The organism is Nocardia sp. NPDC052316 (genome assembly GCF_044547795.1).
Classification (GTDB): Bacteria; Actinomycetota; Actinomycetes; order Mycobacteriales; family Mycobacteriaceae; genus Nocardia.
The window spans coordinates 836,569-857,700 of the sequence record NZ_JBIUBB010000001.1 but is presented as its reverse complement, the minus strand read 5'-3'; the positions used below and the strand labels follow the sequence as shown (position 1 = coordinate 857,700).

General features: G+C 69.0%; 20 protein-coding genes. 13 read left to right on the top strand and 7 right to left on the bottom strand.

The features are described 5' to 3' along the window. Nucleotides 1-134: 134 nt before the first annotated feature. Nucleotides 135-1,088 carry a phosphodiesterase gene (locus ACIHA7_RS03985; RefSeq protein WP_397285302.1) on the top strand — a complete coding sequence of 318 codons (954 nt, stop codon included), beginning with the start codon at nt 135-137 and terminating at the stop codon, nt 1,086-1,088. On the opposite strand, the gene ACIHA7_RS03980 is transcribed toward ACIHA7_RS03985, so the two are convergent. Then, nucleotides 1,036-2,499: a stealth family protein gene (locus ACIHA7_RS03980; RefSeq protein ID WP_397286496.1), complete on the bottom strand. Its 1,464-nt coding sequence runs from the start codon at nt 2,497-2,499 to the stop codon at nt 1,036-1,038. The two genes, ACIHA7_RS03985 and ACIHA7_RS03980, sit on opposite strands and share 53 nt — an antisense overlap. Before the next feature lie 648 nt (nt 2,500-3,147). On the opposite strand from ACIHA7_RS03980, the gene ACIHA7_RS03975 reads away from it, so the two are divergent. The 3 genes from ACIHA7_RS03975 to ACIHA7_RS03965 all read left to right on the top strand — a co-directional run bounded on the left by ACIHA7_RS03975 (nt 3,148) and on the right by ACIHA7_RS03965 (nt 4,946). Then, on the top strand, nt 3,148-3,600 hold the full coding sequence (locus tag ACIHA7_RS03975; RefSeq protein ID WP_397285300.1) for a flavodoxin domain-containing protein: 453 nt from the start codon (nt 3,148-3,150) through the stop codon (nt 3,598-3,600). A 122-nt stretch (nt 3,601-3,722) separates the two neighbouring features. Beyond that, on the top strand, nt 3,723-4,217 hold the full coding sequence (locus ACIHA7_RS03970) for a hypothetical protein (protein ID WP_397285298.1): 495 nt from the start codon (nt 3,723-3,725) through the stop codon (nt 4,215-4,217). 153 nt (nt 4,218-4,370) lie between these two features. Continuing rightward, nucleotides 4,371-4,946 carry a TerD family protein gene (locus ACIHA7_RS03965; RefSeq protein ID WP_397285296.1) on the top strand — a complete coding sequence of 192 codons (576 nt, stop codon included), beginning with the start codon at nt 4,371-4,373 and terminating at the stop codon, nt 4,944-4,946. Between the two features lie 48 nt (nt 4,947-4,994). Here ACIHA7_RS03965 and ACIHA7_RS03960 read toward each other — a convergent pair whose 3' ends face one another. The 5 genes from ACIHA7_RS03960 to ACIHA7_RS03940 all read right to left on the bottom strand — a co-directional run bounded on the left by ACIHA7_RS03960 (nt 4,995) and on the right by ACIHA7_RS03940 (nt 11,114). Then, nucleotides 4,995-6,407: an MATE family efflux transporter gene (locus tag ACIHA7_RS03960; RefSeq protein ID WP_397285294.1), complete on the bottom strand. Its 1,413-nt coding sequence runs from the start codon at nt 6,405-6,407 to the stop codon at nt 4,995-4,997. Between the two features lie 109 nt (nt 6,408-6,516). After that, complete coding sequence (locus ACIHA7_RS03955; RefSeq protein WP_397285292.1) at nt 6,517-7,551, bottom strand: PLP-dependent cysteine synthase family protein; 1,035 nt, start codon at nt 7,549-7,551, stop codon at nt 6,517-6,519. A gap of 29 nt (nt 7,552-7,580) precedes the next feature. Further along, complete coding sequence (locus tag ACIHA7_RS03950; protein ID WP_397285290.1) at nt 7,581-8,939, bottom strand: alanine racemase; 1,359 nt, start codon at nt 8,937-8,939, stop codon at nt 7,581-7,583. Further along, nucleotides 8,930-9,940, bottom strand: coding sequence for an ornithine cyclodeaminase family protein (locus ACIHA7_RS03945; protein WP_397285288.1), 1,011 nt, complete (start codon nt 9,938-9,940; stop codon nt 8,930-8,932). Before ACIHA7_RS03945 ends, ACIHA7_RS03950 begins: the two co-directional genes overlap by 10 nt. Then, nucleotides 9,912-11,114: a TauD/TfdA family dioxygenase gene (locus tag ACIHA7_RS03940; RefSeq protein ID WP_397285286.1), complete on the bottom strand. Its 1,203-nt coding sequence runs from the start codon at nt 11,112-11,114 to the stop codon at nt 9,912-9,914. Before ACIHA7_RS03940 ends, ACIHA7_RS03945 begins: the two co-directional genes overlap by 29 nt. 261 nt (nt 11,115-11,375) lie before the next feature. Between ACIHA7_RS03940 and ACIHA7_RS03935 the strand changes: the two genes are divergently transcribed. The 9 genes from ACIHA7_RS03935 (at nt 11,376) to ACIHA7_RS03895 (ending at nt 20,538) form a co-directional block, all read left to right on the top strand. Then, nucleotides 11,376-12,893 carry an ABC transporter substrate-binding protein gene (locus ACIHA7_RS03935; RefSeq protein ID WP_397285284.1) on the top strand — a complete coding sequence of 506 codons (1,518 nt, stop codon included), beginning with the start codon at nt 11,376-11,378 and terminating at the stop codon, nt 12,891-12,893. Continuing rightward, complete coding sequence (locus tag ACIHA7_RS03930) at nt 12,890-13,807, top strand: ABC transporter permease (RefSeq protein ID WP_397285282.1); 918 nt, start codon at nt 12,890-12,892, stop codon at nt 13,805-13,807. Before ACIHA7_RS03935 ends, ACIHA7_RS03930 begins: the two co-directional genes overlap by 4 nt. After that, nucleotides 13,804-14,646 carry an ABC transporter permease gene (locus ACIHA7_RS03925; protein ID WP_397285280.1) on the top strand — a complete coding sequence of 281 codons (843 nt, stop codon included), beginning with the start codon at nt 13,804-13,806 and terminating at the stop codon, nt 14,644-14,646. Before ACIHA7_RS03930 ends, ACIHA7_RS03925 begins: the two co-directional genes overlap by 4 nt. Further along, entirely contained in the window at nt 14,646-16,208 is a 1,563-nt protein-coding gene (locus ACIHA7_RS03920) for an ABC transporter ATP-binding protein (RefSeq protein ID WP_397285278.1), read from the top strand. The genes ACIHA7_RS03925 and ACIHA7_RS03920 overlap by 1 nt, the downstream gene beginning before the upstream one ends. A gap of 29 nt (nt 16,209-16,237) precedes the next feature. After that, nucleotides 16,238-16,975, top strand: a complete 738-nt coding sequence (locus tag ACIHA7_RS03915; RefSeq protein WP_397285276.1) for a lytic transglycosylase domain-containing protein — start codon at nt 16,238-16,240, stop codon at nt 16,973-16,975. A gap of 112 nt (nt 16,976-17,087) precedes the next feature. After that, nucleotides 17,088-18,374 (top strand): phosphopyruvate hydratase, encoded by a 1,287-nt coding sequence (gene eno, locus ACIHA7_RS03910; protein ID WP_397285274.1) that lies wholly within the window; start codon nt 17,088-17,090, stop codon nt 18,372-18,374. A gap of 16 nt (nt 18,375-18,390) precedes the next feature. Next, on the top strand, nt 18,391-19,062 hold the full coding sequence (locus tag ACIHA7_RS03905; protein ID WP_397285272.1) for a septum formation initiator family protein: 672 nt from the start codon (nt 18,391-18,393) through the stop codon (nt 19,060-19,062). Further along, complete coding sequence (locus tag ACIHA7_RS03900; RefSeq protein WP_397285270.1) at nt 19,059-19,598, top strand: DUF501 domain-containing protein; 540 nt, start codon at nt 19,059-19,061, stop codon at nt 19,596-19,598. The genes ACIHA7_RS03905 and ACIHA7_RS03900 overlap by 4 nt, the downstream gene beginning before the upstream one ends. Beyond that, complete coding sequence (locus ACIHA7_RS03895) at nt 19,591-20,538, top strand: exopolyphosphatase (protein ID WP_397285268.1); 948 nt, start codon at nt 19,591-19,593, stop codon at nt 20,536-20,538. Before ACIHA7_RS03900 ends, ACIHA7_RS03895 begins: the two co-directional genes overlap by 8 nt. A gap of 19 nt (nt 20,539-20,557) precedes the next feature. Here the strand turns inward: ACIHA7_RS03895 and ACIHA7_RS03890 are convergent, their stop codons facing one another. Further along, a complete protein-coding gene (locus tag ACIHA7_RS03890) occupies nt 20,558-21,013 on the bottom strand; it encodes an SRPBCC family protein (protein ID WP_397285266.1) in 456 nt (151 codons plus the stop codon). Nucleotides 21,014-21,132: the final 119 nt, after the last annotated feature.

The following is a 21,132-nucleotide window of genomic DNA, read 5'->3' as shown; positions in this document are numbered from 1 at the left end:
CGACATCCAAACCTCACCTTCCCGCAAGCATGTCGTCACCGACTGGCGGGAAACCTGTCAGTAGTCCTTCGCTATTCTGGCGGTGGAATCCGAAGCCAATGGCGGGCAAACCGCCGGGGAGGACGTTCGGTCCGGTGCACATCAGCAGAGTCGCGGAGCACCCGCGACCGGATCATGTGTTGTTCCACTTCAGCGACACCCACGTGATCGCCGGCGACGGGGATTTATACGGTGACGTAGACGCGGACCAGCGATTACGCCAGTTACTCGCGCAGGCCGCGGCCAGTCGGATCCAGCCGACCGCGATCGTGTTCACCGGTGACCTCACCGACAAGGGTGAACCCGCGGCGTACGACAAGCTCAAAGCTTTGATCGAGCCATTTGCAAGAAGTTTGCCAGCGCCCATTGTATGGGTCGCGGGGAACCACGACGACCGCAGTCTCCTGCGCCGCAAGCTGCTCGGCGAACGAGGATCGACCGCGCCGGTGGACCGCGTCCACCTGATCGACGGCCTGCGCATCATCGCCCTGGACACCTCGGTCCCCGGCCACCACTACGGCGAGATCTCCGACGAACAGCTGGATTGGCTGCGCTCGGTGCTCGCCGAGCCCGCCCCGTTCGGCACCATCCTGGCCATGCATCACCCGCCGGTCCCGTGCGTGCTCGACCTCGCCGTCACCGTCGAACTGCGCGATCAGCGCAGGCTGGCCGACGTGCTCGACGGCAGCGACGTTCGTGCCATCCTGGCCGGTCACCTGCACTTCTCCACCAACGCCACCTTCGCGGGCATCCCGGTATCGGTGGCCTCGGCGACCTGCTACAGCCAAGATCTCGGCGTCGAGCAGGGCGGCCTGCGCGGCCGGGACGGCGCGCAGGCCTTCAACTACGTGCACATCTACCCGGACACCGTGGTGCACTCGGTGGTGCCGATCGACCGTGGCCCGACGGTCGGCTCGCCCGCGACGGCCGAAGAGGCTGCTCGGACGCTCGCGGCGGAGGGCATTGTCATCCCGCCCGCCGCGCGCATCCCCCATGTCATGCGGCGCCGGGCGACGACTCCGGAATCGGATGACGAGACGGTGCGCTGAGCCGCTCCCACGGCGCCGGATCCGGGAAGTAGCCGGACAGGAACTCCGAAACCGCCTGTACCCGTTCGGTCTCGGTGATCTCCGGGAAACTCCCGTCGTTCAGGCAGAAGAAATCGACGTCCCGCCGTTCGGCGATGCCGTCCAGCAGCGCAAGCCCTTTGCGGCTGGTCGTGTCGACGTAGCGCATCTTCGCCTTCTCCTGCGGCACCGCGCGCCCGGTGAGCAGCGCGTAGTAGTGGTACAGCGAGTTGGTGACCGAAATGTCGGTGGCCGAGCGGAACCGGCTGGCCCTTGTGCGCGCGAAGTCGGCGCCGAACTCGGCCTCCATCTCCAGTAATACGCTGCGCCGCAAGGGAACCGGCGTGTGCTCCAGGTGCCGGGTGATGATGTGGCCGAACCGCTCGGCGAGCAGCTCACGGTTCACCCGCGCGGCGTTCTCGAAACCGCTGCGCCGCTCGTTGTTTCCGCCGGGGCCGATCCTGGTGTCGGCCTCGATGAATCGGCTGACCCCGGCGGCGGTGAAGAACATCGACGGGCGCACCGGGCGGGCGAAGAACATGTCGTCGTTGGAGTACAGGAAGTGCTCGCTGAGCCCCTCGATGTGCTGCAACTGGCATTCCACCGCATGGGAATTGAACGTCGGCAGTCCGCTGGTGTCCGAAAAGTGGTCCAGCGCACGGACAACCGTCACCCGAGGATGCTCGGCCAGCCAGGCGGGCACCGCCGAGTCGGTGGCGATGAAGATCCGCCGGATCCACGGCGCGTTCTTGTCCACCGACCGCAGTGCGTATTTCAGCTCGTCGATCTGGCGGATGCGCGCGTCGGCGTCGTCACCCTCGCCGACCACCACCTGCGCCAGCATTCCGGCCCGGCGGGCCCGGAACTCCGGGTCGGAGCCGTCCACCCAGGAGAACACCAGGTCGATGTCGAAGTTCACGTCGGTGGTCTGCGGCGCGAACATGTCGACCAAGGTCGGCCACGCACGGTCGAACAGCAGCACATGTGTGTGCTCGACATCGGCCAGGTCGAATACGTTGCGGGTGAGGGCGTTCGGGCGTGGGCACTCCACCGTGTCGCCGTGGTACTCCCACAGTTCCAGCTCGACGTGGTGGGCCGGGTCGCTGTCGCGGCCGATCCGGAACACGTTGTGCTGCAGTTCAGTACACGCGAAGCCTGCGGTTGCCGCGGCGGCCGTCACCCGGCGCACCATCAGCTGATGCTTGGCGTCCGTCGCGAGCATGAGTCGTGCCCCGCTGTCGCGGATCAGCAGAAACGGCACCTCGGCGGCCGCGAGTTCGCTACGCAGCCAGCCCAAATCCTCGATCATCGCAGCCGATACGGCGAGGTTGCCCGCCATCGGGCGGGTCACCATCGCTACTGCCGTCGGGTTCACAGCCCCCATGTCCATCATCAGTTTCTTCTCCACATCCGTTCGTGCACCGTTGGGTCCCATCTCCGAGGCACCGCGCCGGGGCCGAGCGGCGCTGCCGCCGGCGTCGTGACGCCGGCTGGGCAGCACCGCGCCCGGCGCGGTCGGATTCAGAAGTGGGGCACGATGCCGTAGCGCGGGAACGAATTGATCACGCGGATTCCAGACGATCGGTTAACCATTCGTTTTCACCTCACTCACGGCAGGACGCAACAGCGTCGGGATGGGTGTGCTGGATCCGTGCGCGCGGCTGAAGAACGACCGAGCGTGCGCACGGGAGACAGCACGCTGGCCGGACAATCATCGGCCGGCAGAAGAGAGATGTCCCAGACAACAATGGGGACTGTACGAATGATGCATCTACGGTGACATTTCGTCAATCGGGACACTCCGTCCCACCCGCTGCCGTTCCGCTGCCTCTGGCGCGGCACTTTCCCGTGCCGAACGCATAGCGCCCGGTCGCGGAACGCATCACGGGCCGGGTGAGCAGGGCGTACTCCGGATGGCGCGTTCGCGCACCGTGATTGTCATCATGACCGGCCGATCGGTGCACGGCGAAGGGTAGCGCGACCTCGACAGGTTAATTAGGATAGCCTCACCAACATTTGTCGGAGAAGGGAGCGCAACGCTGTGCGCGTCGTCATTCTGTTCGGATCCGAGATGGGCACCGCCGAGACCGTCGCAGACAGCGTCGCGGACGCGCTCTCCGCCTATGACGTATCGGTCTACGACATGAGCGACTTCGCCGTCGACGACCTCGACGCGCACGACTTCCACGTCATCGTGTGCTCCACCTACGGCGACGGCGATCTGCCGACCGGCGCCGAGCCGTTCTTCGGCGAACTCGCCGCCGCGTCCCCCGACCTGACCGGCCTGCGTTTCGCCGTGTTCGGCCTCGGCGACAGCATCTACGGCGACACCTTCAACCGCGGCGGTGAGATCGCGGCCGAACGGCTCATCGAGTGCGGTGCCACCCAGGTCGGCACGCACGCCCGCCACGACGCGTCGACCGAGATCCGCGCGCGGGACATGGCCCGCGACTGGGCGGCAACCTTGCCGCTGCGCGCGCTCGCCCCGGCCTGATAGTCCGCTGAGAGCACTCCGGACATCGGGACCAGCGCCAGCGGACAAGTGGCCCAGCGCTTTAGACTGCTATCAAGCGCGGCACAGCCCGTCGCGCTCGACGATCCATGAGGTGACGAAAGATGGCAGCCGGAGCGAGCCCCGCGCAACGTCAAGACCACTCGACAGATCATCACGACGATCACCCCGAGCTGGACGTGCTACCGGAATGGCCCCGGGAAACGATCGCCGTCCTGGTGACCACCGACCCCGGACCGCACGCGATCCCGGTGTCCTGGCCGGTGCGCGCCGGCGATCGGCAGATCCTGCTCAGTCTCAAGTTCGATCGCGGGTCGCTGGCCCGGCTGCGGGAGCGACCGCAGGTGGCGCTGCTGATCCTCGGCGGCGGCAATGTCGCGCTGTGCGCTCGCGGTACCGCGCGGGTGATTGCCGAGCAGATGCCCGACGCCGCCGACTATGTCGCGGTGCGCATCGATGTCGAGGCGATCGACGACCATCGCCAGTCGGCCTTCGCGGTGGCGGGCGGCATCCAGCGCACTGTGCTCGACCCGTCCGAGCTGCACGCGCTGGAGGGTCGGGTGAACACGCTGCGGGCCTGGGCGGACAGTCAGAACTGAACCTGCCCAACAGGTCCGGGCCCGGACGATAATCGGAACACAAGGCGGCGCGAATGGGCCGCATGGGAAGGGACTCATGAGCGAACGAAGTGAGCGAATCGTGTGGCAGTGCGCCTCGCGCATGACGGAGCCGAGCGTTAGCGAGGCGCAGTCATGAGCGTCACATTGGCCAAGGGTGGGAATGTTTCGCTGTCGAAGCAGGCAGCCAATCTCACCAAGGTTGCGGTAGGACTTGGGTGGGACGTGCGCACGACCACGGGCGCCGACTACGACTTGGACGCGAGCGCGCTGGCGACCGGACCTGATCTGAAGGTGCTCTCGGATCAGCATTTCGTCTTCTACAACAACCTGCGTTCCCCCGAGGGTTCGATCGAGCACACCGGCGACAACCTGACCGGCGAGGGTGAGGGCGACGACGAGGTCATCAACGTCGACCTGGCCGCCACCCCACCGACCATCACCAACATCTTCTTCCCGGTGTCCATTCACGACGCCGACGCGCGCAGCCAGTCCTTCGGGCAGATCCGCAACGCGTTCATTCGCGTGGTGGACGCGTCGACCGGCATCGAACTGGCCCGCTACGACCTCACCGAGGACGCCTCCACCGAGACCGCGATGATCTTCGGCGAGCTGTACCGCCACAACAACGAGTGGAAGTTCCGCGCCATCGGCCAGGGCTACGCCTCCGGCCTGGCGGGCATCGCCCGCGACTACGGCGTGCACATCTGAGGTAGTCCCGCGTACGGGCGTCGCTGCGGTACCGCGACGCCCGTACGATCAGCTCGGGCTGCTGAGGCTTTCCGGGGCTTCCGGGATCAACCGGGGGCGGTCCCGTTCCCTGGCGTCGAGCATCGCGAAGTAGCGGCGCAGCATGAGGACGGCCGTGGTGGCCAGGCCCGCGGTGAGGCCCCACCAGACACCGGCCGCGCCGAGGCCGATGGGGAAGGCCAGCAGCAGGGCGACGGGGAGGCCGACGCCCCAGTAGCCGACCAGCGACAGGCGGAAGCCCGCGTTGGTCTCCTTGAGCCCGCGCAGTAGCCCGGTGCCGATGTTCTGGGCCGCGTCGAAGAACTGCAGCACGATGCCGATCAAGAGGAGCGTGTGCGCGATCTCGATGGTGCTGGTGTCGTTCGAGTTCAGGAAGGGCCGCAGCACCAGGTCGGGGGCGATCACGTAGATCGCGCCGGTGATCGCGGCGACCACGCCGACGTGCCGCAGTGCGAGCCAGGCCAGTGCCCTGGCGTGCTGGTACTCGTCGCGCGTGACGGCGTGGCTGACCAGGATCGACGCGCCGTGGGACAGGCCGATGGCGACCTGGAACACGATGTAGATGATCTGGTAGACGACGTTGTGCGCGGCCAGCGCCGCCGGACCGATGCTGCCCATGACGAGGGCGAGCACCGAGAACATGCCCGCCTCGGAGCCGTAGGTGAGGGCGATCGGCCCGCCGAGGCGCAACTCGGCGAACACCGTGGCGCGCCGCACCGGCCACGGACGCAGCGGCAGTGTGGCACCGAGCCGGGCGTCCCGGCGCACCATCGCCCAGAACACCCCGAAGGTGATCAGGAAGACCAGCGAGGTCGCGACGCCGATACCGGTGAGGCCGAGCTCGGGCAGTCCGGCGCGGCCGTGGATGAAGCCGAGCGCGAGCAGCAGATTCAGCACCACCGAGCCGAGCGTGACCAGTAGCAGGGCATGCGGGCGCTGCATGCCGACGGTGTACTGGCGCAGCACCTGGAACCACAGGCACGGCAACAGACCCGGCGCCAGCGCGACCATCAGCGGCCGCGCGTCGGCGAGTACCCCGGCGTCCTGGCCGAGCCACTGCAACGACCAGCCGAGCCCGATCAAAACGAACCCACCCACGAGGCCGGCCAGGGTGGCGATCAGAAAGCTCGACCGCAGTACGTCTTTGATCTCTTCGTCGGGGGATTCGCCACGCTTACCCGCCGAGCTCACCGCGGTGGCGATCTGATTGCCGCTCGCGGTGATCAGCCCGACGCACATGGTGCGAATCTGGTTGAACAGCGCGATCGCCAGCCCACCCGCGGCCACCTGCTGCACGCCGAGCGTGCCCATCAGCACGATGTTGGTGGTGGACACCGCGATCTGCGCCAACTGCGTCATCGCGATCGGCGTCGCGAGCGCGGTGAGCCGACGGCTGTCGGCTCGGTAGCCCGACAGGTTCACCGGGCCACCTCCGCACGCTCGTACCGGCCGCCGCGGGCGACGCAGGCAACTGCCGTGCGCGGCAGACCGATTCGTTCGCCGCACCGATCGGGGGCGGCAAGCGAGTGCTTCATCGAACCTCCGCGAGCTCGGCACGTCGGGCAGTGGGGGTGTAGCGGTGCAGCATCGCCAGCACTTCGGCTTCGGCCGCGGGGTCGAGCAGATCGCGTTCGGCCATCCAGTCGTCGTCGAAGACGGTGTCCAGGTACTTCTCGCCGCCGTCGCAGACGAGGGTGACGATCGTGGAGCCGGGCGGGAATTCGTCGAGCCTGGTCAGCGCGGCGTGCACCGACCCACCCGCCGAGCCGCCGATCATCAGGCCGAGCTGGGCGGCGACGGCGCGGGCGGTGGCGAAGGCGTCGACGTCGCTCACCTTGACGCCCTCGTCCAGCAGCGAGTAGTCCACGGCGGTACCGATGGTGGCGCCGGGCGGCGTGCCGGTGCCGGACTGCCAGTACGGGCCGCCCTCGCCGCCGAAGGCGATCGAGCCGACCGGCTCGACGCCGATCACCCGTGGCACACAACCGAGTTGGCGCAGCCGGGTCGCGGTGCCGAACAGCGAACCGCCGGTGCCGACCGAGGACAGCAGGATATCGACCCGATCAACGTCCTCCAGCAACTCTTCGGCGACCGCGTAGTAGCCGACCGCGTTGGCGTCGTTGTTGTGCTGTTCGGTGAAGTACGCGTCCGGCCGGGCAGCGGCCATCGCCTCGGCCAGGTCCTCCCGGGCCGAGGTGGCCAGGTTGTCGTCGCCGTCGTCGGCGACGAACACCAATTCCGCACCCATTGCTCGCATAGCGCGCAGCTTGTCCTTACACGCGTGATGATCGACCACTGCGGTGAAGCGATACCCACGTTCGGCAGCTACTACCGCGAGACCGAGTCCGGTGTTCCCGGATGTCGACTCGATGATATGCCCGCCACTTCCCAGCAACCCGCGCCGCTCCGCATCGAGCACCATTTCGCGGGCCATTCTGATCTTGGCCGCGCCGGTAGGGTTGAACTGCTCGAGCTTGAGCAGTAACCGGGTGCCGGTCGAGGTGGACGCCAGTTCGAACAGCGGCGTGCGGCCGATCAGATCCGTCACGCGCGTGACGAGCGGCATGGGTTTTCTCCTCGTTCAGGTGGTGGGTGTCAGCCGTCGAGCGTCCAGCGGAGCCGATCGCCGGGTGCGTCGTGCAGCAGCACCTTCGGCGGTATCGGCAGCTCATGGAAGGCGGACTCGTTCGAGTCCATTTGGTAACCGGCGGTATTCGGGTAGACCAGCAGGTCACCGACTGTGGCGGCGCGCGGTAGCGGGATCCGCCGCCAGCTGAGCATGTCGGAGTCGAGGCAGGTGGCCGCGCCGACGCTGGTCGGGGTGGTGCTGCCCGGCCGGGTGGGCCACAGCAGCGGGTCGGGCAGATATTCGCTGTCGAACCACTGCTCGGACAGGCTCAAACTCGTGCCGTCGACGGTGAGCAGATGGTACGGCGCGCCGTCGACGTGCCGGATCTTGCAGCCCTGCACCCGGAAGACGGTGAAACCGGCGTGCGCGAGCAGCGCGCGGCCCGGCTCGATGGCCAGCCGGATGGCGTTGTCGCGCAGTCGCCGCGCGAGCCTGTCGTGCTCGAGGATCGCGGCGAGCATGGCCGGGCCGGGCGCGGGGAAGTGGTAGGGGTAGTAGGACTCGAACGACTTGCCCGAGTGGAACCACTGCCGGTCGACGTGCTCGGTGAACTCCGCCCAGGCGGCGGCGGGCACGTAATCGACGCCGAAGCCACCGCCGATCGACAGCGTGGTGGCGGGCTGGCCCAGCGTGCGCGCGTGCAGGCAGCGAGCGATCAACGCACCGGCCAGCTCGGCCCTAGCGACGGCGTCGTAGCCGGACAGGTGAAAGCTGAAGCCTTCCAACCGGATCGACTTGCGGCCGTCGAACGCGGCAAGAGCGCGGTCGAGTTCGGCCTCGGTCATCCCGAACCGGCTGGCCGACGCGGCGGGCAGTACCCGCAGCATGATCCGGGTCGGTGTGGTCGAGTCGCCCAGTGCGGCAAGGCGTTCGAGCTCGTCGAGATCATCGACCGCGATCAGCGCACCGTGGCGGGTGGCCAGCCAGAGCAGGTCGTCGGACTTCGCGGGCCCGGTCACCATCAGCTCGGCACCGCGCACGCCTTGCGCCAGCGCGGCCGTCAGCTCGCCGGTGCTGGAAACATCCACGCCCGCACCGTGTTCCGCGCAGGCGCGGGCGACGGCGGCGGACTTGTTCGCCTTCTTGCCGTAGTAGACGACGCCGTCGATGCCCGCCTGCTCGAACGCGGCGTGGAACTCCCGGATATTCCGGCCGACCCGCGGTGGGTACAGCACGTGGAACGGGCCGCCCACCGCGAAGCCGATGTCGCCGAGCAGGTTCGGGTCGCCGAGCACGCGGCGCTCCCACTCGTCCAGGCGCGCCGGGACCGGGGCGGCGCTGATCGCACCGCGCCTCACCCCGACCCCGCCCGCGTCTAATCCCACAGGGGCACCTCCGTGCCGCGTCCCTCGGCGATGGCGCGTTCGGCGAGTGCGTGCGCGACCGCGATGTCGGTCAGCACGAGCCCGCTGTTGTAGACGAAGATGCGCTCGTCGTCCGAGCGTCGCGCGACCGCGCGACGGCTCAGGATCTGCGGCAGTTCGGCGTCCACCGCGCGCAGCCGCCCGTCCGGCCCGACCATGTCGGTCCCGGTCAACGCCATCTGCTCCGCGCTGGTCGCGACGACCCGATCGGCGTCGATCAGGGTCGAGGGGGCCAGCCCGTAGCCGACGAGCACCGCCGTCGAACCCGGTGCCAGATCGCTGGATTCGAGCGCGACCTCGGTGCCGGGGCCCGCGGTGGCCAGCACCACGTCGGCGGTCGCCGCGGCGGCGCGCGGGTCCTCGACCGTTTCGAGCAGCGCGTGCGGGTAGTACTCGGCCAACTGCCGGTGCACCGCGTCCAGCCCTTCGGGGTGGGTGCCGTACAGCATCAGCTTGCGCAGCTGCGGATTCGCGGCGAGCAAGTGCGGCAACGCGTTTCGGCCCTGCGTGCCGGTGCCGATCAGCAGCACGCTCTCCGCGCCGCGGCGGATGGTCTCGCGCACCAGCAGCGCCGACACCGCCGGCGTGCGCAGCGCGCCGACCCGCGAGCAATCCATCAGTGCGATCGGCGCGCCGGTGCTGTCGTCGTAGAGCGTGATGGTCGTGTAGTAGCGCTTGGTGCTGCGGTCGTGGCCGGGGTCGAACTTGTAGGACGTCTTCATCGCGACCACGCGACGGCGGCCGTCGCGGCCGAGCATCGCGTAGGACACCGACCAGCCGTCCGGGTTCGCGACGCTGAGTTTGCGTGGGTTGTCCGAATCACCCGCGGCGAACGCCAGATACGCGTCCTCCACGGCACGCACGACATCGCCGGGCGTGATCGGCACGCCTGCCAGGTCGCTGCGGCTCAGCACCCGTAACGGGGTGCTTCGGTCACGGATGTTCAATGGATCCTCGATCATGTGCTGCTTCCCGCTCTATCGCCACCGGATGGGGCTCCCGGTGTTCGTCCGTTCGGGCCGACTCGCGGCCACCGGACACGAAAGCGGTAGTCCTTGCCGCTCGGAACGGGGCGACGACTCGCTGCCCGTACCCATTCTCGTCGGCCTCTTCAGCCCGCCGCGGTCGATCAGGCAGGCGGATGTTCACTCGCTTGAGCCAGCGGTCGGTGCCGTCGTAGCGCGCGGTGAACGGTACCCGCCCGTGCACCGCGACGTCGTTGTCCACCAGCAAGATTTCACCGGGCGTGAGCGCCGCCGTAACGCAGACGCGCTCCAGTTCGGCGGTGAGCCGGGCGTAGGCGGCGCGGTATTCGGGGTCGGCATCGTCGAGCGGGGTGTAGGCGGGGTCGTAGCGTAGCGTCGCCTCGTCCGGGCCTGCCGAGGTCCACAGCGTCGGCAGCGGCGTCGCCGAATATTGTTCGTGCCCAGTGCCGTAGGAGACGTCGGGCAGGATCGGCAGCGTCGGCGTGCTGAGCAGCCTGCGCTGAGCGGCGCTGAGCTCGACCCGCCGGACCGACGACACCGTCGTGCCGACCAGGTCCGGATTGCGCAGGCAGCCGAGCATCAGCAGGTTGGCGCGCTGCGGGTGGAAAGCATCTTCGGAGTGCGGGCTGAGCAGGGTTTTGCTGCTCGCGCCTGACTGTTCGTCCTCGTGGCCGGGGGAGGGCAGGATGTTGTTGACCAGCCGTCCGCCCTGCTGACCCTGCCAGCCGAAAGGCTCACCGGCCGAACGGGCGAGCAGCAGCATCACCAGGTCGAGCTCGAACGAGTTCGCGCGCCGTGCGGCATCGCCGCTCCACTGCGCGGCCTCGCGCCAGCTCGGCGGGGTCGGGCCGAATTCGGCATCGGTCAGCGGCAGCCTGCTCACGATGGTCGCGCCTGCCGCGGTGGCCGGCGGGCGCATGGTGCGCCGCACGTCGGCGGGTAATTCGGCGAATCTGCGTTCGATCTCGGCGATCACGATCGGATCGGTCAGCGTGACGGCGGTGGCGGCTGGGTCGGGCAGCGTCGAATCCAGTGTGGTAGATATCTCTCGCGCGAGCTCACGCACCGCACGCCCGGCGGCGGCGGGCAGCTCACGACGTTCGATATCCAGCGGGTGAAGCGTCTTACGTTCGGAGAGAACGCCTTTCACCGAGGGTGTCCCTTCTTCGCATCGTTCGAAAAAGCAGGAGTGACGTCGATCTGCGAAGCTATCCGGTCTCGCGCGGTTAAGCAAGGCTTACCTAAGCGAGTCTGCTAAAAATAGCAGAAACGTATAACACTAGTGAAGTTTGGCTTAATCTTCGTCGCGTGACGCGCAACCGATTAGGCTAGCCTGTCCTGATCACATCGGCGCTGGCGTGAGCACATCGTCGACCGTGCGCGGACGTTTGTCCAGGAAGAAGGCGGCGCAATGGGTTTGAATCGGCGGCAGCTCCTGCAGTCAGGGCTCGGCATCGGAGCGGTGATATTTGTCGCCGCGTGCTCGAAGGGGACGGACTCGTCCGGGCCTGCCCAGCGCGGCGGCACGCTGCGCGTCGGTGCGCTCGGCACCGCGGCGCGGATCGAACGCGATCCGCACGCCAACCTGAGCAATGACAGCGACTTCCTGATCACCTCGCTGGTCTACGACGCGCTCACCGTGCCAGGCGCCGATCCGAATGTCGCGCCGCGCTTGGCGACTCGTTGGGAGCCGGACGCGCAGCGTCGCCGCTGGACCTTCACCCTCGCCGAGGGGGCGACCTTCCACGACGGCAGCCCGGTCACCTCCGACGACGTCGTGTGGTCGCTGCGCAGGCTGCGCACGGTCGGTGGCGCGTCGAAGATGCCGGTCGCCGCGGAAGACATCACCGCGGACGGCCCGAACCGTGTGGTGCTCACCGTGCCGGAGCCGAACACCCAGCTGCCGCTGCTGGTCCGGCTGATGACGTTCACCGTCAAGAAGGACACCACCGACTTCACCAAAGCCGTTGGCTCCGGCCCGTTTCGGCTCGAGTCCTACCAGGCAGGCAATGCCAGGCTGGTGCGCAACGAGCAGTGGCACGGCACGCCGCCGCTGCTCGACGCCATCGAGATCACCATGTTCGAGAGCGTCACCGCGCTGGGCAACGCGGTGCTCGGCGGGCAGATCGACCTCGCCTCCAACGTCGGCGCGATCGCGGGCCGCACCGCCGAGGGGCGCGGTGACCTGCGGGTGGTGCGCCGCGCCGACGACACCATGCTCGGCGTCGCGATGCGCGCCTCGGACGGGCCGTTCGCCGATGCCAGGGTGCGGACCGCGCTGCGGCTCGGCGTCGACCGGGACGCACTGGTGAGCCAGGTGCATTCGGGCTACGGCAAGGTCGCCAACGACATTCTCGGCACCGGCGACCCGGTGTACGACAAGTCCATCCCGCAGCGCACCCGCGACGTCGACCGCGCGAAAACGCTCCTGCGCGAGGCCGGTTTCGACACCGGCCGCAGCTATCCATTGATCACCAAGGCGGAGGCGCCCGGTGAGGTGGAGTCGGCCAAGGTCATCGCGACCCAGCTCGCCGACATCGGCGTCCGCCTCGACGTGGTCACTCAGGACTCCAACGCCTTCTACGACCAGACGTGGTTGAAGGGCGCGTTGTACACCGTCTCCTGGGGCACCAACGATTCCGTGCTGTTCTACGCGGACAAGCTGATGTCGAGCCGGTCCAACCGCAACGAGACCGACTTCAAGGATGCCGAGTTCGACGCCGCCACCGCGAAAGCCATGGCGGCGCAGAGCGACTCGGAGTACACGCAGGCCTGTCGCGACGTGCAGCGGATCCAGCACGAGCGCGGCGGATACCTGGTGTGGGGCATGGCCGACGGCATCGACATCGCCGCCGCGCGGGTGCGCGACCTGCCGACGCTTGGCGGCTTCGCGCGGGTGCAGCTGGAACGGGCCTGGTTGGCCGGGTGATCTCGTTCGCGCGCCTGCTCATCCGGCGCATCGCCCTGCTGATCGCCCTGCTGGCAACGGTCTTCGTCGTCGTCGACCTGCTGCCGGGCAGTACCGCACGGGCGGTGCTCGGCCGGGACGCGACGCCGGAACGGGTCGCGGCCAAGGAGCGCGAACTCGGCCTGGATCGCCCGCTGCCGCAACGCTTCTGGGACTGGATCTCCGGGGTGGCGACCGGCGACTTCGGCCGAACCACGCGCGGGCGGCCGATCAACGAGCTGCTGGCCGACAAGTTTCCGCCGACCCTGCTGCTCGGTGGGCTCGCGTTGGTGGTGACGGTGGTCGTTTCGCTGCTGCTCGGCCTCTGGTGGGCGCAGCGCCCGGTGCGGCCGTTGCAGCCCGCGACGACCATCGCGGCGGCGATACCGGAGTTCGTGGTGGCGACGCTGCTGATTCTGGTGTTCGCGCTCGGCGCAGGCTGGCTGCCCGCCGTCACGATCACCGATCGCTCCGGTTTTCCGGCGAGCCCCGACATGCTGGTGCTGCCGGTGCTCGCGCTGGCGATCCCGCAGATCGGCTGGAATACCCGGGTGGTGCGCGCCGCGCTGGTGGACGCGGCCCAGGCGCCGCACGTGGAAAGTGCCGTGCTGGACGGGATTCCCGCCCGCAGCGTGCTGCTGCGGCACGTGCTGCCCTTCGCGCTGCCGACGATCGTGGCGAGTTTCGCTACCACGGTCGGCATGGTGCTCGGCGGCTCGCTGGTGGTGGAGACCATCTTCAACTACCCGGGTCTCGGCGCCGTGCTCGCCGGGTCGGTGGCGGATCGCGACGTGGCGGTGGTCGCCTCGGTGGTCGCGCTGTCCGGTGCGGTGATCATGTGCATGCTCGCCGTCGCCGATGGAATTCGCACCTGGTCGTTGCGGGGTGTGCGATGAAACGACTACTGCGCCCACGTGATCCGGCTACGGCTCGGCCGGATCGCGGTCGAGGGCGACGCCTACGGCTGCTGACGGTGCTGCCCGCCGTGGTCGTGACGCTGCTCGCGGCGTGCGGGCCCGCGCTGGCCCCGCACCCGGCCGAAACCCCCGTCGGTATCCCGTTCGGTAGTGCCGGTGCCGACGCCTGGCTGGGCACCGACCGGCTCGGCCGCGACGTGCTGAGCCAATTGCTTTACGGCGGTTGGGGTCTGCTGCTGCTGGCCGCTGTGATCGCCGTGCTGGTCACGGCGTTGGCGTGCGTGCTCGGCGCGGTCACCGCGTTGCGCCCCGGGCTCGGCGCGCTGATCGAACGTGCCGTCGACTTTGCCATGCTGCTGCCTGCCGTCCTCGGCATTCTGCTGGTGCTGACCGCGTGGCCGGACGCGGGTCCGCTCGGCCTTGTTGTCGTCGCTCTCCTGTTCGGCACGCCATATTGTGCAAGGGTTTTCGCGGCCGCGGCGGCGGGTGTCGCTGCCTCGGGTTACGTCGAAGCCGCCCGAGCGAGCGGTGAAACACTGTCGCACTTGGTCTTCGGTGAGGTGATACCGAATCTGCGGGAAGTGATCATCGTTCAGCTCGGGCTGCGCTTCGTGACCGCCGTCTACGTGGTCAGCACGGCGTCGTTCCTGCAACTGCCGACCACCCTCGGCGCGAGCAACTGGGCGGTCATGGTGCGCGAGAACTCCTCCGGCATGCTGCTCAATCCCTGGGCCGTGCTGGCGCCCAGCCTGGCGATCGCGGTCGTCGCGGTGAGCGTGAACCTCGCGGTCACCGCCTTCGGACGAGGGGAGCCGTGATGAGCGAACCCGTTCTCGACCTACCGATCGACGACGACCCGCTGCACGCGGCGGCCGACTCGCACCGGACCGGTAGTCCGGAGGCAGGTATCACGGGACCGGTGGCGAGTGTGCCGGTCGTGGTCGACGAGTTGTCGATATACGGCGCGACGGGCCAGGAGTTGGTCGAGCCAACCAGCTTCCAGCTCGCGGCAGGGCAGATCACCGCCCTCACCGGGCCCTCCGGGTCGGGCAAGACGACTCTGATGCGGGCGCTGCTCGGGCAGTTGCCGTCCGGCGCGGTCCGGCGCACCGGCTCGGTCTCCGTCGCGGGCCACGATGTCTTCGCGCTGGATCCCGTTGCCCGGCAGCGGTTCCGGCGCACCCACGTGGCCTATGTCGGGCAAGACCCGGGATCGGCGCTCAATCCCCTGATGCGGGTGCACGCGCTGCTGCACGAGGTCGCCAGGGACGCCTCCCGTGACACCGTGCTGGAGACCCTCGAACTGGTCGGCCTATCCGCGGAACACCTGCGCCGCCGACCTGCCGAACTCTCCGGCGGTCAACAGCGCCGAGTCGCTTTGGCTCGCGCCTTGATTCGCCGGACCGGTGTACTGATCCTCGACGAACCCCTCGCGGGTTTGCACGGCGCGTTGCGCACCGACATCGCCCGCCTGCTGACCGAGATCGCCGCCGAGCGTTCGACCGCCATCCTGTTGTCCGGCCACGACACCGCCGCCGTGCACGCGATCGCCGACAACGTCATCGAACTCGGTGCCGGGGTGGTCGCGGTGGACCGCGAGGTCGACACCGGGCACGCCTCCAGCCGCGATTTGCCTGCGCAGGGCTCGCTTGTGTTGCGGGCCAGCGGTATCGGCGCGACGATCGGTGCGCACGAAGTGCTCGCCGAGGTAGACCTCGAGCTCGCCCCTGGCTCGGCACTCGCGGTGGTCGGTGTATCGGGTGCGGGTAAAACGACCCTCGCCCGGGTGATCGCGGGCCTGCACCGCTCGGCCACCGGCGTGCTCGAGTTGGCCGGAACGGCGATACCGGTCGTCGGACGTGGCCGAATCGCATGCGGCCGCAACGGCATTCAACTGGTCACCCAGAACCCGCGTGCCGCGCTCAACCCGCGCCGCACCGTGGCCCAGACCCTCGGCCGACCGCTGCGCCGGATCGGCGGGGTGCCGAGACGCCGACTGGCCCACCGGGTCGGCGACCTGCTCGCCTCGGTCGAGCTGGCCCCCGAGCTGGCCCGCCGCTATCCACACGAGTTGTCCGGCGGGCAACGCCAGCGGGTCGCGCTGGCCCGCGCGCTCGCCGCCGAACCCGCGGTCCTCATCTGCGACGAGATCACCTCCGCGCTGGATCAGGCGACGGCCACCTCGATCATGGGACTGCTGGACCGGATTCGCCGCGACCGCGCCATGAGCCTGCTGGTGATCAGCCACGACATGGCGCTGGTCGCCGCGCACTGCCCGCGTCTGGTGGTCCTCGACCACGGCCGAGTCGTCGAGTCCGGGGAGACGCACGCCATACTCGCGGCGCCGGCGCACTCGGCGACGCGCGAGCTGCTCGGCTGAGATTTCGCTGAGCACGCCGCCGGATCTGGATGATAGGTGGAGTGCTCCTGAAGAAGACCGGCGCTGTGGCCGCCGTCCTGGTGACCCTCGTGCTCGCCGGTTGTGGGATCGACCGTGATCTCCCGCCGATTCCCGAGGGCATCCCGCCCGGCCCGGGCACCCCGCTGCCGCTGATCGATCTGGACGGGCCCGGCCGCACCGCGCTGCAGTTGCGTGGGTGGGCCGAGGAACAGGCGGATCGCATGGCCATGCCTTCGGTGGCGCTGGAGGCCTACGGCTACGCGGCGGCGATCTTGGCCAGGTCCAGACCGGACTGCGGCATCGCCTGGACAACCATCGCGGGGATCGCGAGCGTGGAGAGCAAACACGGCACCCACCGCGGCTCGCGCGTCGACGCGGACGGCGTGGTGCGCCCGCCGATCATCGGCATCCCGCTCGACGGCGCACCGGGCGTCGCCCTGATCAAGGACACCGACGGCGGTGCGCTGGACGGTGACCCGGTCTTCGACCGCGCGGTCGGCCCGCTGCAGTTCATCCCGGAAACCTGGAAGCGCTGGGGCGTCGACGCGAACGGTGACGGCGTGGCCGATCCGCAGAACATCGACGACGCGGCGCTCAGTACGGCCCGCTACCTGTGTGCCAGCGGCGGCGACCTGACCTCCGAGCACGGCTGGCAGAAAGCGCTGCTCACCTACAACCAGTCCACCAGCTACCTGCTGACGGTGCGCGACCGGGCCGCCGCCTACAGCGTCGGCCGCCGGGTCTGAGCTGGCGCACCGGAGTGCCGGTTACCCGCTCAGCTCGGCGGAGGCTAGGCTCGCAGCGCACGGCAATTCCCGTAAGACCCACCGTGCCTGCAGCCGAAGGAGTGTCGTTTTCGTGGCCATCATCGAACAGGTCGGAGCTCGCGAGATCCTGGATTCTCGCGGAAACCCCACTGTCGAGGTCGAGATCGCCCTCGACGACGGCACCCTGACCCGGGCCGCCGTGCCCTCCGGCGCGTCGACCGGCGAGCACGAGGCCGTCGAGCTGCGTGACGGCGGCGACCGCTACGGCGGCAAGGGCGTACAGAAGGCCGTCGAGGGTGTGCTCGACGAGATCGCGCCCGCCGTCATCGGCCTGGACGCGGTCGAGCAGCGCACCGTCGATCAGGTGCTGCTGGATCTGGACGGCACCCCGGACAAGTCCCGCCTCGGCGCGAACGCCCTGCTCGGTGTCTCGCTCGCGGTGGCACGCGCCGCCGCCGAGTCCTCCGGCCTCGAGCTGTTCCGCTACCTCGGCGGCCCGAACGCCCATGTGCTTCCGGTGCCGATGATGAACATCCTCAACGGTGGCGCGCACGCCGACACCAGCGTGGATGTCCAGGAGTTCATGGTCGCCCCGATCGGCGCGCCCACCTTCAAGGAGGCGCTGCGCTGGGGTGCCGAGGTGTACCACGCGCTGAAGGCGGAACTGAAGTCCAAGGGCCTGGCCACCGGTCTCGGTGACGAGGGCGGCTTCGCCCCCGACGTCGCGGGCACCCGCGAGGCGCTCGACCTGATCAGCGGCGCCATCGGCAAGACCGGCCTGAAGCTCGGCAGCGATGTCGCGCTGGCGCTCGACGTCGCGGCCACCGAGTTCTACACCACGGGCAGCGGTTACAAGTTCGAGGGCAGTGTGCGCACCGCCGCCGAAATGACCCAGTTCTACGCCGAACTGCTCGCCTCTTACCCGTTGGTCTCCATCGAGGACCCGCTGTCGGAGGACGACTGGGACGGCTGGGTCTCGCTCACCGACGAGATCGGCGAGAAGATCCAGATCGTCGGCGACGACCTGTTCGTCACCAACCCGGAGCGGCTGGAAGAGGGCATCGCGAAGGGCGCCGCGAATGCGCTGCTGGTGAAGGTCAACCAGATCGGCACACTCACCGAGACGTTGGACGCCGTCGAGCTCGCGCACCGCAACGGCTACAAGACGATGATGAGCCACCGTTCCGGCGAGACCGAGGACACCACCATCGCCGACCTCGCGGTCGCGGTGGGCAGCGGTCAGATCAAGACCGGTGCGCCCGCGCGCAGCGAGCGCGTCGCCAAGTACAACCAGCTGCTGCGCATCGAGGATGCCCTCGGTGATTCCGCGCGGTACGCCGGGGACGTCGCGTTCCCGCGCTTCGTATTCGAGGGTTAGTCAAACAGGGGACGTAATGACGGAGCGACGTGCGCGAGGTACCAGTCCAGCCGGGCGTGGGGACCGCCGCACGTCGCGTTCCGCCACGTCGCGGCCCAAGGCCGGATCCGACACGGAGACGGCCGCCCGGCCCGCCGCGGTAAAACGCACCGCGCGCAGGCGGTCGGAGGACAAGAAAGCCGGGCCGCAGAAGGTCGGGTTGCGCACGAGCGGCCACGGCGCGGACAGGCACGACCGCACGATTCTGGGTCTGTCCACCGGCAAGGCGGTCGTCCTGGCCATCGTGGTGTGCGCGCTCGCGCTCACCTTGGCCGTGCCGATGCGCACGTACTTCACCCAGCGGGCCGAGGCTGCGCAGCTCGCGCAGCAGCGCAAGGACCTGGAGGCCGACCTCGCGCGGCTGCGGGATCGTCGTGCGCAGCAACAGGATCCGGCCTACATCCGCTCCGAGGCGCGCGACCGGCTGCGGTTGGTGCTGCCCGGTGAGACCCCCTACATCGTGCAGGTGCCCGGCATCGAGGCGCCCGCCGCACCGACCGCCGCGACCAAGTCCAGGGAGCCGGACCCCTGGTACACCGAACTGTGGCGCAGCATCTCCGAACCACAACCCGCCCCCGCGGCCGAGCAGACGCCGGCGCCCGGCCTGCCGCCTGCCGGGCCGCCGCCAGGACCGGAAGGACCCAGGTGACAGCGCCGAACGACCAGGATCTCGCGATCATCGCCAAGCAGCTCGGCCGCGAACCACGCGGCGTGCTCGCCGTCGCATATCGCACCCCGGACGGGATCCCGGCCGTCGTGAAAACCGCGCCGCGCCTGCCCGACGGCACGCCGTTCCCCACCCTGTACTACCTGACCGACCCGCGGCTCACCGCCGAGGCGAGCAGGCAGGAATCCGCGGGCGTGATGCGCGAGATGACCGAACGGCTCGGCAGCGACCAGGAATTGGCCGCCGCCTACCGCGCCGCGCACGAGAGCTATCTGGCCGAGCGGAACGAGATCGAGTCGCTCGGTACCGATTTCACCGGCGGCGGGATGCCGGAGCGGGTGAAGTGCCTGCACGTGCTGATCGCGCACGCGCTGGCCAAGGGTCCCGGCGTGAATCCGTTCGGAGACGAGGCGGTGGCGCTGGCCGCCGACAATGGGTTGCGCGGCACCGCGATCCCGGCCGACTGGCCGAAGTACGAGCAGGCCGGCGTTCAGGAAGCGGAGCACAGGCATGAGTGATCGGGTAGCCGCCGTCGACTGCGGGACCAACTCCATCCGACTATTGATCGCCGACGTGCTCGACGACGGGCGACTCGCCGACGTGCACCGGGAGATGCGGATCGTGCGCCTCGGCCAGGGCGTGGACGCGACCGGTTCGCTGGCGCCGGAGGCGATCGAGCGCACCCGGGTCGCATTGGCCGACTATGTGGCACTGATGCGGGAGACCGGCGTCGGACGGGTGCGGATGACCGCCACCTCCGCCACCCGCGACGCGGCCAACCGCGAGGATTTCTTCGCCATGGCCCGCGCTGAACTCGGCGCCGTGGTGCCGGGCGCCGAGGCCGAGGTGATCACCGGTGACGAGGAGGCGCGCCTGTCGTTCGCGGGTGCGATCGGCGAACTGTCCAGCGAGGCAGGGCCTTTCGTCGTCGTCGATCTCGGCGGCGGCTCGACCGAGCTGGTCTTCGGCGACAGCGACGGCGTGCAGGGCGCCTACTCCGCCGACATCGGCTGTGTCCGGATCACCGAACGCTGCCTGCCCGGCAACCCGCCCACGGCCGAACAGGTCAGCGCCGCACGAGAATTCGCCGCCGAGCGACTATCCGAGGCCTTCGCGAAGGTGCCCGTCACGGGCGCGCGCACCTGGGTCGGCGTCGCGGGCACCATGACCACGCTGGCCGCGGTCGCCCTCGACCTGCCCGAATACGACTCGGCGAAGGTGCATCTCACCCGCCTCACCCTGGATCAGCTGCGCGCCGTGTGTGATCGCCTGGTCGCCATGACGCATGACGAGCGTGCCGCCCTCGGCCCGATGCACCCGGGCCGCGTCGATGTGATCGGCGGCGGTGCCGTCATCGCCGAGGTGCTCGCCGACGAATTGGCGCGCCGTGCGGGCATTTCCGAGCTCGTCGTCTCCGAACACGACATCCTCGACGGGATCGCGCTGTCCATCGCGTAGTGCGGTGAGCGCCGGAAGGCTACGGCGACTTGCCGTCTCGCGCTCGACCGGCCACCAGATCCGCCAGCCTGGACAGTGACTCCTTGTTGCGCGGTACCAGCAGCTGCGCCTGCACCACGTCGGGTACCAGCGCGGCCGGACCGCTGATCGCGCGTTCGAACATGCTGATCCGCGTACTGTCCGCGGTCACCTCGCTCAGCTCCAACCGGATCCACGCCGAACCGACCGGCCACAGCCGCGCCTCCAGCTCGATCATCCGCGGCGGATCCACCTCACGCACCTTGGTGGTGTCGGACAGGTTCAGCGGCCACGGGCCCACGCTGTGGTGGATCCGGGTGCCGACCGCGGGCCAGCCGGCATCGACATCGCGAATATGCGAGGCGCCGACCACCCACAGCGGATACAGCCAGCCGTCGGCCAGCACTGCGAACGTATCCGCCACCGAGGCGGGCACCGTGATCTCTATCGGTTCCATCCGTGCGTCACTTTCGTCGTCCGACGGGGTCGCCGGGGCGGGGACTCGGCTGCGGCGTGTTGTTCCCGGATGCCCAGGGCGGGCCTGAGGAAACGCTCGATTACGCAGTCTGGCACGAT